This is a genomic window from Sphingomonas dokdonensis (assembly GCF_002197685.1).
Taxonomy (GTDB): domain Bacteria; phylum Pseudomonadota; class Alphaproteobacteria; order Sphingomonadales; family Sphingomonadaceae; genus Sphingomonas; species Sphingomonas dokdonensis.
Map to the genome: position 1 here is coordinate 573,483 of NZ_NBBI01000001.1, position 13,537 is coordinate 587,019.

At 66.9% G+C, this 13,537-nt stretch carries 13 protein-coding genes and 2 tRNA genes; 5 read left to right on the plus strand and 10 right to left on the minus strand.

The features are described 5' to 3' along the window. Positions 1-54 precede the first annotated feature (54 nt). Together SPDO_RS02685 and folK are read right to left on the minus strand one after the other, a co-directional pair. Positions 55-130: transfer RNA gene (locus SPDO_RS02685), tRNA-Lys, on the minus strand. Continuing rightward, complete coding sequence (gene folK / locus SPDO_RS02690; protein ID WP_088365874.1) at positions 121-624, minus strand: 2-amino-4-hydroxy-6-hydroxymethyldihydropteridine diphosphokinase; 504 nt, start codon at positions 622-624, stop codon at positions 121-123. The genes SPDO_RS02685 and folK overlap by 10 nt, the downstream gene beginning before the upstream one ends. Before the next feature lie 23 nt (positions 625-647). On the opposite strand from folK, the gene SPDO_RS02695 reads away from it, so the two are divergent. After that, the gene (locus SPDO_RS02695) at positions 648-1,307 is read left to right on the plus strand and encodes a uracil-DNA glycosylase (protein ID WP_088365875.1); all 660 of its coding nucleotides are present in this window, start codon (positions 648-650) and stop codon (positions 1,305-1,307) included. A 16-nt stretch (positions 1,308-1,323) separates the two neighbouring features. Here SPDO_RS02695 and coaBC read toward each other — a convergent pair whose 3' ends face one another. The 4 genes from coaBC to SPDO_RS02715 are packed head-to-tail and all read right to left on the minus strand — an operon-like array spanning position 1,324 to position 5,930. Next, positions 1,324-2,541 (minus strand): bifunctional phosphopantothenoylcysteine decarboxylase/phosphopantothenate--cysteine ligase CoaBC, encoded by a 1,218-nt coding sequence (gene coaBC, locus SPDO_RS02700; protein WP_088365876.1) that lies wholly within the window; start codon positions 2,539-2,541, stop codon positions 1,324-1,326. After that, positions 2,538-3,626 carry a hypothetical protein gene (locus tag SPDO_RS02705; protein WP_088365877.1) on the minus strand — a complete coding sequence of 363 codons (1,089 nt, stop codon included), beginning with the start codon at positions 3,624-3,626 and terminating at the stop codon, positions 2,538-2,540. Before SPDO_RS02705 ends, coaBC begins: the two co-directional genes overlap by 4 nt. 2 nt (positions 3,627-3,628) lie before the next feature. Beyond that, the gene (ubiB, locus tag SPDO_RS02710) at positions 3,629-5,164 is read right to left on the minus strand and encodes a 2-polyprenylphenol 6-hydroxylase (RefSeq protein WP_088365878.1); all 1,536 of its coding nucleotides are present in this window, start codon (positions 5,162-5,164) and stop codon (positions 3,629-3,631) included. Positions 5,165-5,198: 34 nt separating this feature from the next. Then, positions 5,199-5,930: a class I SAM-dependent methyltransferase gene (locus tag SPDO_RS02715; RefSeq protein ID WP_088365879.1), complete on the minus strand. Its 732-nt coding sequence runs from the start codon at positions 5,928-5,930 to the stop codon at positions 5,199-5,201. A 108-nt stretch (positions 5,931-6,038) separates the two neighbouring features. Between SPDO_RS02715 and mutM the strand changes: the two genes are divergently transcribed. After that, entirely contained in the window at positions 6,039-6,854 is an 816-nt protein-coding gene (gene mutM / locus SPDO_RS02720) for a bifunctional DNA-formamidopyrimidine glycosylase/DNA-(apurinic or apyrimidinic site) lyase (protein ID WP_088365880.1), read from the plus strand. Between the two features lie 93 nt (positions 6,855-6,947). Continuing rightward, positions 6,948-7,211: a 30S ribosomal protein S20 gene (rpsT, locus tag SPDO_RS02725; RefSeq protein ID WP_088365881.1), complete on the plus strand. Its 264-nt coding sequence runs from the start codon at positions 6,948-6,950 to the stop codon at positions 7,209-7,211. Positions 7,212-7,327: 116 nt separating this feature from the next. Here the strand turns inward: rpsT and SPDO_RS02730 are convergent, their stop codons facing one another. The 4 genes from SPDO_RS02730 to SPDO_RS02745 all read right to left on the minus strand — a co-directional run bounded on the left by SPDO_RS02730 (position 7,328) and on the right by SPDO_RS02745 (position 10,796). Further along, on the minus strand, positions 7,328-8,185 hold the full coding sequence (locus SPDO_RS02730; RefSeq protein ID WP_088365882.1) for a glucose 1-dehydrogenase: 858 nt from the start codon (positions 8,183-8,185) through the stop codon (positions 7,328-7,330). A gap of 249 nt (positions 8,186-8,434) precedes the next feature. After that, positions 8,435-8,510 (minus strand) — tRNA-Glu (locus SPDO_RS02735). Between the two features lie 69 nt (positions 8,511-8,579). Next, entirely contained in the window at positions 8,580-9,953 is a 1,374-nt protein-coding gene (locus SPDO_RS02740; RefSeq protein ID WP_088366343.1) for a class II 3-deoxy-7-phosphoheptulonate synthase, read from the minus strand. A 63-nt stretch (positions 9,954-10,016) separates the two neighbouring features. Next, positions 10,017-10,796, minus strand: a complete 780-nt coding sequence (locus tag SPDO_RS02745; protein ID WP_088365883.1) for an SDR family oxidoreductase — start codon at positions 10,794-10,796, stop codon at positions 10,017-10,019. Between the two features lie 130 nt (positions 10,797-10,926). Here SPDO_RS02745 and SPDO_RS02750 point away from each other — a divergent pair, with 130 nt between their 5' ends. Together SPDO_RS02750 and dxs are read left to right on the plus strand one after the other, a co-directional pair. Next, a complete protein-coding gene (locus tag SPDO_RS02750; protein ID WP_088365884.1) occupies positions 10,927-11,394 on the plus strand; it encodes a Fur family transcriptional regulator in 468 nt (155 codons plus the stop codon). Positions 11,395-11,466: 72 nt separating this feature from the next. Continuing rightward, positions 11,467-13,386: a 1-deoxy-D-xylulose-5-phosphate synthase gene (gene dxs / locus SPDO_RS02755; RefSeq protein ID WP_088365885.1), complete on the plus strand. Its 1,920-nt coding sequence runs from the start codon at positions 11,467-11,469 to the stop codon at positions 13,384-13,386. Positions 13,387-13,537: the final 151 nt, after the last annotated feature.

Below are 13,537 nucleotides of genomic sequence, written 5' to 3' on the forward strand. Positions count from 1 at the left end.
GAAAAGCCGTTTTCTTCCAAAGACATGCGCAAAAACACGCCCTTAGAAAGCCGCTGGTGGGTCCGCCGGGGCTCGAACCCGGGACCTCTCGATTAAAAGTCGCTTGCTCTACCGACTGAGCTACGGACCCGCACCAGCGACGACGCGACTAGGCACAGAGCGGCGGCGGGTCAACCGGGCATGCAATTGCGCGATCGTGCGACCGGTAACCGGGTCTCGCCATCGCGGAACGAGATGAAGCAACGGCGCCAGGACGAAATCCCGCGTGCGGAAGACGGGGTGGGGGATCGTGAGCCCGCGCCCCATGACGGCGCCTCCAGACCAAAGTATGATGTCGAGATCGATGACGCGCGCGCCCCAGCGCTGGCCGCGGCGCCGGCCAAAGCTGCGCTCGATCGATTTCAGCTCGCCCAGCAGATCGGCGGGTTCGAGCGGCGTGTGGATCAGGGCGGCGGTGTTGGCGAACTGCCTGATCGATGGGCCGACCGGGGCGCTGGTGATGATCGGTGCTGCGGCGACCAGCCCTGGCAGTGCCTGGACAGCAGCGGCTACTTCGTCGCGCGGTGCCCCGTGATGGCCGCGGCGATTTGAGCCGATTGCCACAAGATAGGTTGAGCCGCTCATGCGTCGCAGCCTATCGGGCCGGAATGACCTTCGCATCCTCCCCGTTGCCGGCCACCGAGCCGCCGCGCGACTGCCCGCTGTGCCCCCGCCTTGTCAGCTTTCGCCACGAATTGCAGGCCGAGTATCCCGACTGGTGGAATGCGCCAATACCGGCCTTTGGCGACCCGGACGCCTGGCTGGTGATCGTTGGGCTGGCCCCCGGCAAGCATGGGGCGAACCGGACCGGGCGCCCCTTCACCGGCGATTATGCGGGCGAGCTGCTGTATGCGACGCTGGCAAAGTTCGGGCTGAGCGAGGGGCAGTTCGATGCGCGCCCGGATGACGGACTGAGCCTGCGCGGTACGATGCTGATCAACGCCGTCCGCTGCCTGCCGCCCGCGAACAAGCCGACGCCCGAAGAGATCCGCACCTGTCGCCCGTTTCTGGAGGCGCCGCTGGCCGCGCTCCCCAAGGCAGCGGTGTTCGTTGCGCTGGGGCAGATCGCGCATCAATCGGCGGTGAAGGCGCTGGGCGGCAAATTGCCCAAAGCGAAGTTTGGACATCTTGCCGAGCATCGCATGCCGGACGGGCGGGTGCTGATCGATAGCTATCATTGTTCGCGCTACAACCAGAATACCGGGCGACTGACCGCGGAGATGTTCGAGGCGGTATTCGAGCGGGCGGTGGCGCTCCGGCCGCAATAGCCCGGACGGCGGCGGATCAGGCGGGCGTCGCCGAGGTGAGGGCGGCCACGATGCGATCGGCGAGGCGATCGGCGACGGCGGCTTTTGGCATATGCTCCCAGGTTTCGACGCCTGTGCTTGAGACGAGGTGGACGGTGTTGGTGTCGCCGCCCATCACGTCGCCTGATACGTCGTTCGCGACGATCCAGTCGGCGCCCTTGCGCGCGAGCTTCGCGCGGGCGTGATCGACCACATGCTCGGTTTCCGCAGCAAAGCCGACGACCAATGTGGGGCGGGCGGCGCTGTGGCCGAGTGTCGCGAGGATGTCAGGATTTTCGACCAGCTGAAGCGTGGGGATGCCGCCGGCCTCCTTCTTCATTTTCTGCTCGGCGGCGTCCGCGGCGCGCCAGTCGGCGACGGCGGCGACCATCACCGCCGCGTCTGCGGGTAGGGCCTGGTCCACGGCGGTAGCCATCTGTCGTGCGGTTTCCACGTCGATGCGGGTGACGCCGGGGGGTGTCGGCAAGGCGACGGGGCCGGCGACGAGCGAGACGCGTGCGCCGCGCGCCGCCAGCGCGCCGGCGATCGCGAATCCCTGTTTGCCCGATGAGCGATTGGCAATGTAGCGCACGGGATCGATTGGCTCGTGCGTCGGACCGGCGGTGACGAGGATGTGGCGGCCGGCGAGCGGCTGATCGGAAGGCGTGCCGGCTTGCGGTTGCTTGGCGAGCATCGCTTTGATCCGCGAGAGGATCGCGGCGGGCTCCGGCAGGCGGCCGGGGCCGAACTCGCCGCAGGCCATAGCGCCCTCGTCGGGCGCCATCACGGTGATGCCGTCGGCACGGAGCTGCGCGACATTGCGCTGCGTGGCGGGGTGAAGCCACATCCGCACGTTCATGGCGGGTGCGGCGAGCACCGGCTTGTCAGTGGCGAGCAGCAGGGTGGTCGCGAGATCGTTGGCGAGGCCGCCGGCCATGCGTGCCATCAGATCGGCCGTGGCGGGCGCGACGACGACCAGATCGGCCTGGCGGCTGAGCTGGATATGGCCCATCTCGGCCTCGTCCTTCAGATCCCAAAGGGTGGTGTGGACCTCCTCCTCCGACAAGGCGGCAAGCGTCATGGCGGTGACGAAATGGCTGCCGCCCTCCGTCAGCACGCAGCGGACGCCATGCCCCGCCTTGCGCAGCAGGCGGATGATCTCGCATGCCTTGTAGGCGGCGATCCCGCCCCCGACGATCAGAAGTACCCGGCTCATGCCGCCGTTCTTGTCACGGTGATGCGGCGTCTGTCGAGCGCGGCGCGCGCAAGGTCGCGCAGCGCGTCCGGGACGAAGATGAGGCCGATCGGCACAAGCGGCGCGATCAGGAACGCCCAGTGCGCGCGGCCCGGGCCGCTCCAGAACGTCAGCACGAGAACGAACGCGAGGGTGGTGGCCAGTACGCGGGTCGCCAGCGGGTTGCGCCAGGCGGACCAGCCCGCGATCGCAAGTGCGACGAGAAGCGCGGCGACGCCCGATGGCAGCAGCGACAGTGCGGTGGAGGCGGCGATCGCATGGAGCGCAAAGCCGAAGCCGGCGGCGCCGGCCCAGTCGGCGGATTGCGGGTCGCCGAGCGGGCCCATCACGGCGGCTATCGCCTGAAGGTGGACGGCGACGGCGGCGGCGAATACCGCCATGACGATCGCCCAGCCGGCCGCCTCCCGCTTATGCCCTTCGAGCAGTGCGACGACGAGCATGAGGCCGAGGTATAAAGCGGCCGTTTCGCGGATCATCGCGGCCATGAATCCAAGCGCTGCGGCCGTGATCCAGTGGCGGGGCGTGCGTGCGGCGAGCGATAGTGAGAGGAGCAACCCGGCCCACAGATCGTGCACCGCGACAAACTCGCCGAGCAGCGCGTTGATCATGCCGGCGGCGGCGAGCACGACCGCGATGGCGCGCACGGATGGGCGCGGGATAGCGCTGCGCAGTCGTTGCCACCATGCGAATAGCGTCAGCATGGCAAGCGCGTACAGCAGCAAAGCGGCGGCGACCTGGCCGATAGCTGCCTGTAGAACCGCCAGAGTGGGCAAAGGGAAGGTGAACAGGAGGCGCGAGGGTGCGTCGGCCGACCGGGCCGCCTGGAGGCTAGCAGCGTAATAGTCGCTGCCGTGGCGCATGGCCTCGACCACGCCGGCGTTGGTGATCTCGATCAGCGACCCGGTCGCGGCGCCGGACCCGCCCGACAGCAACGCGATCAACAGCACCAGCGCGAGTGCGGCGAGCAGCCTGCGTGCCTGCCGCGCCGAGCGGCCGGCGTAGCGCGAAGGCTCTGCGATCAGAAGCGGCCGGGCGGCTCTCGCCACGATCAGCCCATCATCGCCCAGGTTGCGACGATCCCGGCAGCTGCGCTGGCGAATGCCACGGCGGCATAGCGCCAGCCGCCGCCGATACGCACCACCTCGATCTGACGCAGCGGCGGGGCAGGGGGCGCGCCGCCAGGTGCCGGGAAGCGCGCCTCAATCCGGCGGACGAGCTCGGGCAGGCGATACAGTGTCTTCACATCGGCGACGATGCGATCTGCCACCGCGGCTTCCGGCCCCAGCTCGGTGCGGATCCAATCCTCCACGAACGGGCCGGCGGTTTCCCACAGGTTGATGTCGGGATCGAGCGCGGTCGCCACGCCTTCCACCATCACCATGGTCTTTTGCAGCAGCAGGAGGTGCGGCTGGGTGACCATGTCGAAATCACGGGTGATCGAGAACAGCCCGTCGAGCATCATGCCGATGGACATTTCCTTCACCGGCAGGCCGCGCATCGGCTCACCGACCGCGCGCAGGGCCGTGGCGAATTCGCGAACGTCGTGATGCGCGGGGACGTATTCGGCCTCGAAATGGATTTCGGCGACGCGGCGGTAATTGCCGGTGATCAGACCATAGAGGATTTCCGCCAGCCAAATGCGCGCGCGACGGTCGATGCGGCCCATGATGCCGAAATCGACCGCGGCGATGCGATTGCCGGGGAGCGCGAAGAGATTGCCCTGGTGAAGATCGGCGTGAAAGAATCCCTCGGCGATCGCCTGCCGCAGGAAGGCGTGAACCAAGGTTTGTGCAAGCAGCGGCAGGTCATAGCCAGCCTCGACCAGCGCGGCGCGGTTCGACAGCTTGATGCCGTCGATCCATTCAAGCGTCAGCACCTTGCCAGAGGTGCGCGGCCAATCGATTTCGGGAACATGGAAATTCGGCTCGGCCGCCATGCCTTCGGCCAGTTCGCTGGCAGAGGCTGCCTCGCGGCGCAGATCGAGCTCGCGCGCGGTCCAGCGTTTGAAGGTCGCGATGACGAGGCGGGGCTGAAGCCGGGCGATCTCCCCGCCCATCGGCTCGACCTGCGCAGCGGCCCATTCATAGGTGTCGATCGCGCGCTCGAAATCAGCCTCCACGCCGGGGCGCAGCACTTTTACCGCGACGGCGCGGCCGTCCGTCGTCACCGCGCGATGAACCTGCGCGATCGACGCGGCGCCGACCGGCTTTTCATCGAAGCTGGCGAACATCGTCTCGATCGGCCGGCCGAGGCTGTCCTCGATCTGCGGGCGAATGACCTCGAACGGCAGCGGCGGCAGCGCGTCCTGCAAGCGCAGCAGATCAAGCGCAGCCTCGTCGCCGACGATGTCGGGGCGGGTGGCGAGCGTCTGCCCGAGCTTGACCGCGGCCGGACCGATCGCCTCGAACGCGTCGGCATAGCGGGGCTGATCGGGCACGCGCGCGCCAAGCCGCGCCAGGCGCAGCAGGCGCCGCAGCCGGGGCGGGGTCTTGGTGTCGTGCTCCAAGCCTTGAAGCGCGCCGTGGCGTGCCAGCGTGCGGCCCCACTTCAGCAGCCGCCACGTGTGAACGACAGGGTGCGTCATTCGCCGCTGCCCCGCGAGGGGCGGCTGGGATCGATCATATCTTCCAGCCTGAATGGATCGCGACGAGGCCCCCGAGCAGCGGCTCCACCTTGGTCTGAACGAAGCCAGCGTCGCGAATCATGCCTTCGAACGTCGGCATGTCCGGGAAACGGCGGATCGACTCGATCAGGTAGCGGTAGCTGTCCGCATCGTCCGCCAGCAGTTGCCCAAGCTTCGGCACCAGATGATGCGAATAGGCATCATAGGCTTCCTTGAAGCCCGGCCAGGTGGTGGTGGAAAATTCCAGGCAAAAGAATCGCCCGCCGCGCCGCAGAACGCGGTTCGCTTCGCGCAGCGCCGCCGGAATGTCCGTGACGTTCCGAATGCCAAAGGCGATCGTATAGGCGTCGAAGAAGCGATCGGGGAAGGTGAGCACCTCCGCATTCGCTTCCGTCCAGACCAGCCCGTCAATCCCGCGCTCCTGCGCGCGTTTCACGCCGACTTCGAGCATGGCGGGATTGATGTCCGCAACCGTCACCGATGCGCCGTCGCGTTGCAGGCGGAAGGCAATGTCGCCCGTGCCGCCGGCCATGTCGAGGATCTGCTCGCCGGCGCGCGGCTTGACCCGGCGTACGAAGCGATCCTTCCACAAACGATGCATGCCCGCCGACATGGCATCGTTCATCAGATCGTAGCGGGACGCCACATTGGTGAAGACGCCGCCGACGCGAGCAGTCTTTTCCGTTGCGGGGATGTCTTCGTAGCCGAAGGATACGGTGTCGCTCATGCGTGCGGCTCTAGCGGCGGGGCGAGGGCGGGGCTAGGGCTTCTGACGCTAGCACGCACGGCTTTCGATCTGCGTCGACAGGCGAGCGACACGCGCTAAAGGCCGGACATGCCTGAGCTTCCCGAAGTCGAAACAACCGTGCGCGGCCTACGCCCCGTTCTGGAGGGTGCGCGCGTGCGGCATATCGAGCCGCGGCGCGGCGACCTGCGCCGGCCGTTTCCGGCCGAGCTGCGGCAGGTGATGACCGGGGCCGAGATCACCGCACTCGGCCGGCGTGCCAAATACGGGCTGATCCACACCGATCGCGATCAGACGATGATCTTTCACCTGGGCATGTCGGGCCGCTGGCGAGTCGATCCGGGCGAGTTGCTGGTGCACGACCATCTCGTCATCGACACGGAGGCGGGGCGGCGCGTCGCGCTCAACGATCCGCGACGCTTCGGCTCGGTCGATCTTTGGCCGACGGCGGAGCTGGATGCCTTTCCTGCCTTTGCCGCCCTCGGACCTGAGCCGCTGGGGCCGGACCTCAGCGCCAAATGGCTGAAGGAGGCGCTGGCCGGACGACGGGCCTCGATCAAGTTGATGCTGCTGGACCAGCGGATCGTGGCGGGGCTGGGCAACATCTATGTCTGCGAGGCGTTGTATCTGGCGCGAATCTCTCCCAAGCGGGCGGCAGGGAACATCAGCCTTGCGCGGCTCGAGCGGCTGGTGGAGGCAATCCGCGCCGTGCTGCTGTCCGCCATCGAGGCGGGCGGATCGTCGCTGCGCGACTACGCGCGGCCGGACGGCGAGCTTGGCTATTTTTCCAAGCAATTCGCGGTATATGGCCGGGAAGGACAGCCCTGTGGATGCGGCGGCACCGTGCAGCGATATGCCGAAGGCGGCCGCTCCACATTCTGGTGTCCGGCCTGCCAGCGGAGTTGACCAACAGCATGATCGCCGTTAAAGGGCGCGGCTTCCAGGGCGATGGGTGTTCCCGCCGCCCTTTTTTCATCGACTGATATTCGAGGACTGTAAATGGCGAACACGCCGCAAGCGAAGAAGCGCATCCGCCGCAACCAGCGCCGGGCCGAAATCAATGGTGCGCGCGTCAGCCGCATCCGCACCTTCGTGAAGAAGGTCGAGGCAGCGCTCGCAGCGGGTGACAAGCCGGCAGCCACCGAAGCTCTGGCGGCTGTGCAGCCGGAGCTGGCACGCGGTGTGGCGCGCGGCGTTCTTCACCGCAACACCGCCAGCCGCAAGTTCTCGCGTCTGACCAAGCGTCTGTCGGCACTCGCCTGAACGGACGTGCCGGCCTGATCGGCTGGTAGCAGATACACAAAAGGCCGGGTGGCATCGTGCCGCCCGGTCTTTTGTCGTGCGTGGAAGCGGGTGGTGATGCCCGCTCCCGCTCCTGATCAGATAAAGGCGCGGCCGCCCGTGACGGGGATCGTGGCGCCGATGATGTAGCTTGCCTCCTCAGTGGCGAGCATGACGTACGGCGCAGCGAGCTCGGCCGGCTGCGCCGCGCGGCCGAGCGGCGTGTTGCTGCCGAACGACTTCACCGCTTCGGGCGGCATGGTGGACGGGATCAGCGGCGTCCAGACCGGGCCTGGTGCCACGGCATTCACACGGATCTTGCGGTCGGCCAGCATCTTTCCAAGTCCGGCAGTGAAATTATAGATCGCGCCCTTGGTCGTCGCATAGGCGAGCAGTTGTTCGCTCGGGTCTTCTGCGTTGATGGAGGTCGTGTTGATGATCGAACCGCCCGCCTTCATGTGCGGCAGCGCAGCCTTCACCAGATAGAACATCGCATGAATGTTGGTGGCAAAGGTCACCTGCCACTCCTCGTCGCTGATATCCTCGATCTTCGCAAAGCTCGCCTGGTGCGCGGCGTTGTTCACGAGAATGTCGATGCGGCCGAATGCGTCGGCAGTGTCTGCGACGATCTTGCGCGCATGGGCCGGATCGCTGATGTCGCCCGGCAGCAGCAGCGCGCGGCGGCCCGCGTCTTCGACGAGGCGCTTGGTCTCCTCGGCGTCGTCATGCTCATCGAGATAGCTGATCGCGACGTCGGCGCCTTCGCGCGCATAGGCAAGCGCGACGGCGCGGCCGATGCCGCTGTCTGCACCGGTGATCAGCGCGCGCTTGTCGAGCAGGCGACCGTGGCCGGTATAGCTATGCTCGCCGTGATCGGGCCGCGGGTTCATTGCCTCCGTCTTGCCGGGCATCGGCTGCTGCTGTTCGGCCTGGGGCGGCGTGGGGCGATCGGTCATGAGATTCCCTTGCAGAAAGTGTCTCATGACAAGTCGTTGGAACGGCTAGCGTTCCGGCTCGCGCGAAAATTGGCGTGCGCCGTTGATTAGAGATCCGTGGCGATGGAAGCGCCGTGTGCTCGCGGGTCGAAGCGAACCGATGCCATGCAGAAAAGCAGAGTCGATGTTGTGGCACATTCTATACGGGAGTGTGTCAGCCGGTACGCTGCGGCTGCTGTGGCAAGGGCAAAGGTCTTGAACCTTCGCCGCTGGTGACCCCTACGGGACTCGAACCCGTGTTTTCGCCGTGAGAGGGCGACGTCCTAGACCGCTAGACGAAGGGGCCGTGCAAGCGGGAGCGGCGCCTCTACGGGGGACGCGGCGGCTCGTCAAGCCGCCACGTGCCGTTTTTCGTTCAGGCCGCGACCTTGCGGCGTTCGGCCATCTCGGCGTTGAGCATTTCGGCCAGCAGGAACGCCAGTTCGATGCTCTGGCCTGCGTTGAGGCGGGGGTCGCAATGCGTGTGGTAGCGGTCGGCGAGGCTCTGCTCGGTCACGTCCACCGCGCCGCCGGTGCATTCGGTGACGTTCTGCCCGGTCATCTCGGCATGGATGCCGCCGGCGTGCGTGCCCTCCGCACGATGAACGGCGAAGAAGCCGCGCACTTCAGCGAGGATACGCTCGAACGGCCGCGTCTTGTAGCCGTTCGCCGCCTTCACGACGTTGCCGTGCATCGGATCGCAGCTCCAGATCACCGGATGCCCTTCGCGCGTGACGGCGCGCAGCAGCTTGGGAAAGCCCGCCTCGATCTTGTCGTGGCCGTAGCGGGTGATCAGCGTCATGCGCCCGGGCACGCGGCCTGGGTTCAGCGTGTCGAGGAGGCGCAGCAGCACATCCGGCTCTAGCGTCGGCCCGCACTTCACGCCGATCGGATTGCCGATGCCCCGCAGGAACTCGACGTGGGCCGATCCTTCGAAGCGCGTGCGGTCGCCGATCCACAGAAAATGGGCGGAAGTGTCGTACCAGTCGCCCGTTAGCGAATCCTGCCGCGTCATCGCCTCCTCGTAGGGAAGCAGCAGCGCCTCGTGGCTGGTGTAGAAGCTGGTCTGCGCCAGCTGCGGCACCGTTTCGGGATCGATCCCGCACGCCGCCATGAAGTCGAGCGCCTCGCCGATCCGATCGGCAGTCTCGGCATATTTCGTCGCCCAGGGGCTGCGCCCCATATAGTCGAGCGTCCAGCGGTGGACCTGCGCCAGATTGGCATAGCCGCCCTGCGCAAAGGCGCGCAGCAGGTTCAGCGTCGCGGCGGATTGGGCATAGCCCTGCACCATGCGCTTGGGATCGGGGATGCGGGATTCGGCGGTGAAGCCGATGTCGTTGACGTTGTCGCCGCGGTAGGAGGGCAGCTCCACGCCGTCGATCGTCTCGGTACCGGCCGAGCGCGGCTTGGCGAACTGGCCCGCCATGCGGCCGAGCTTCACCACCGGCAGCTTGGAGGCATAGGTGAGGACCACCGCCATCTGCAGGATTACGCGGAACGTGTCGCGAATGTTGTTGGGGTGGAACTCGGCAAAACTTTCCGCGCAATCGCCGCCCTGCAGCAGGAATGCCTCACCCGCCGCAACCCGCGCCAGCTCCGCCGTCAGGTTGCGCGCCTCGCCGGCGAATACGAGCGGCGGATAGCTACGCAGCGTGTCGGTTGCCGCGGTCAGCGCGGCGGCGTCGGGATAGTCGGGCAGCTGGCGCGCCTCGTGCGAGGTCCAGCTGTCAGGGGCCCAATTGGCGGCCATAATCAGTTCCTTTCGGCGCGCGCCCATGCAAGAAAATGTCGCGGCGCGCAAACAAGTCGTACTTTATAGCACCCCCGGATAAGCGCCGCCATCGATCAGCAGGCTTTGTCCGGTGATGAACCCGGCCTGCGCCGAACACAGAAAGGCGCAGGCGGCGCCGAACTCGGCCGGATCGCCGAAGCGTTTGGCGGGGATCCGCTCGCGCCCACGCGCCTCGGCCGTTTCCATGTCGATGCCCTGGCTCTTGGCGGCGAAGCTCATCACGCCGGGTAGGCGGCGGGTGGCGAACAGGCCGGGTAGCAGAAAGTTGATGGTGACATTCGCGCCGGCCACCTCGCGCGCCACCCCGGCAAGGAAACCGGTGAGGCCGATCCGCGCGCCGCTGGACAGGTCCAGCCCGGAGGCGGGAGACTTTACGCTGCCGGACGTGATGCAGACGATGCGGCCGAAGCGACGCTCGATCATGCCATCGATCACCTGCTGCACCAGGCGGATCGGCGTGACCATGTTGGCGTCGAGCCCGGCGTGGAGCGCGGCGGCATCCACGTCTCGAAAGCCGCGCGGTGGCGGGCCGCCGTTGTTGTTCACGAGGATGTCGGGCGTGCCGGCGGTTTCGATCAGCGCTGCCTGCACGGCCGGATCGCCGATGTCGCCGGCAACCGTCGCTACCGTCGCGCCGGTTTCGGCACTGATCGCGGCAGCCGTTTGCGCCAGCGGCTCCGGCTCACGGCCATTCAGCACGATGCGACAGCCGGCGCGCGCCAGCTCTTCGGCGCAGGCCCGGCCCAAGCCCTGGCTGGACGCGCAGATAATGGCGGTTTTGCCCGATAGGCCAAGGTCCACGGCGGTTCTCCTTATTGATCGGGATCGCCATAGGCGAATGTCGGGCTGTGGCGAACCATCTTGATCCTCAGTGCGCGCGGCAGGGACGCCGGCGCTTGCTGCGAGCCCAAGTCGGACCTAAATCCACATCATGTCCAACGCCCATCATCACCATGAACCGCAAGGTGCGGATCTCGCGCACGCTGCACAGGCAACGCTGGAGAGCGCCGGCGAGCAATGGACCGCGATGCGCGCCAGCGTATTCGGCGCGCTAGCAAGCTTCGACAAGCCGGCCAGCGCCTATGATATTGCGGAGGAGGTATCGAAAACCGAGGGGCGCCGCGTTGCGGCAAACAGTGTGTACCGCATCCTCGACCTGTTCGTCGGGACCAATCTGGTGCGCAAGGTGGAAAGCGCAAACGCCTATGTCGCGAACGCGCATCCCGGCTGTCTGCACGACTGCATCTTTCTGGTCTGCGACACCTGCGGGCAGACGACGCACCTGGACGATGATCGCCTGACCAGCGGCGTACGGGACGCGGCCTCCGCGTCCGGCTTCGTGCCGGTGCGGCCGGTGATCGAGGTGCGGGGTCGCTGCGCCGACTGCGACTCTAACTGAACCACGCGCTGATCGCCGTTGCCGAGACGGTAGCATTCGACACAATCGACCCGCTGGAGTAAACCCCGCAGGATGACCGATCTGCCTCAGACGCCGCTGCTCGATACCGTGTCGACGCCGGCCGACCTTCGGAAGCTTGCGCCCGAGCAGCTTCGCCAGCTTGCCGACGAATTGCGTACCGAAGTGATCTCCGCCGTGGGGACGACCGGCGGCCATCTCGGATCTGGACTCGGCGTGGTGGAGCTGACCACTGCGATCCACTATGTCTTCGATACGCCGCGCGACCGGCTGATCTGGGACGTCGGGCATCAATGCTACCCGCACAAGATCCTGACCGGGCGACGCGATCGTATCCGCACCCTGCGACAGGGAGGGGGGCTGAGCGGCTTCACCAAGCGGTCCGAAAGCGAATACGACCCGTTCGGGGCGGCGCACAGCTCTACGTCGATTTCGGCCGCTTTGGGCTTCGCGATCGCCAACAAGATCGCCGACCAGCCAGGCAAGGCCATCGCGGTGATCGGTGACGGCGCCATGTCCGCGGGCATGGCCTATGAGGCGATGAACAACGCCGAGGCGGCCGGCAACCGGCTGGTCGTGATCCTGAACGATAATGACATGTCGATCGCGCCGCCGGTCGGCGGCCTGTCGGCCTATCTGTCGCGCATCGTGTCGAGCCGCGAGTTCCTGTCGCTGCGCGACCTGATGAAGAAGTTCGCCCGGCGTCTGCCGCGGCCGTTCCACAATGCCGCGCGCAAGACCGACGAGTTCGCGCGCGGGATGACCATGGGCGGCACGCTGTTCGAGGAACTCGGCTTTTACTACGTCGGGCCGATCGACGGGCATAATCTCGAACACCTGATCCCGGTGCTGGAGAATGTGCGCGATGCGGAGGAGGGGCCGATCCTCGTCCATGTCGTGACCAAGAAGGGCAAGGGCTACGCCCCGGCCGAGGCCGCGTCGGACAAATACCACGGCGTGCAGAAGTTCGACGTCATCACCGGCGCGCAGGCCAAGGCGCCGCCGGGGCCGCCGGCTTACCAGAACGTCTTCGGCGACGCGCTGGCGGACGAGGCCGATCGCGATCCGCGCATCTGCGCCATCACCGCCGCCATGCCATCCGGCACCGGCATCGACCGCTTCGCCAAGCGGCATCCGGATCGCTCGTTCGATGTCGGCATCGCCGAGCAGCATGGCGTTACCTTTGCCGCGGGCCTTGCCGCGCAGGGTATGCGTCCGTTCTGCGCGATCTATTCGACGTTCCTTCAACGCGCCTACGATCAGGTCGTCCATGACGTGGCGATCCAGAACCTGCCGGTGCGCTTCGCGATCGATCGCGCGGGGCTGGTCGGGGCGGACGGCGCGACGCACGCCGGCTCGTTCGACATCACCTATCTCGCCAGCCTGCCGAACTTCGTCGTGATGGCGGCGGCGGACGAGGCGGAGCTGGTGCACATGGTGCACACTTGTGTCGCGCACGATTCGGGGCCGATCGCGGTCCGCTACCCGCGCGGCAACGGCGTGGGCGTGCCGCTGCCCGAGACGCCGCAACTGCTGGAAATCGGCAAGGGGCGGATCGTGCGCGAGGGCAAGACGGTGGCGATCCTGTCGCTTGGCACTCGCCTCGCCGAGGCGATGAAGGCGGCGGAGCAGTTGGAGGCCAAGGGGCTGTCGACCACGGTCGCCGACCTGCGCTTCGCCAAGCCGCTGGACGAGGCGATGATCCGCAAGCTGCTGTCGAGCCACCAGGTCGCCGTGACGGTCGAGGAAGGCTCGGTCGGCGGATTTGGCGCGCACGTCCTGACCATGGCGTCGGACGAGGGACTGATCGACGGCGGGCTGAAGCTGCGCACACTGCGCCTCCCCGACGTGTTCCAGGATCAGGACAAGCCGGAGGTGCAATATGCCGAGGCGGGCCTTGATGCGGAGGGGATCGTCGGCACGGTGCTGAAGGCGCTCCGCTGGAACGAGACCGGCGCCGCGGCCAGCGCGTGAGCGGCTGGACCAAGGTTTTCCTAGCTACAGGGCTGATGGTCGTGGCGCTGGCGTGCTTCAACCTGGCGCTGTGGCGGCGCATGAAGGAGGCGCGACGGCTGGGCGCGCTACGCACTGACGAAGCGGAGGATAGCGGGTCGCAGGACTGACG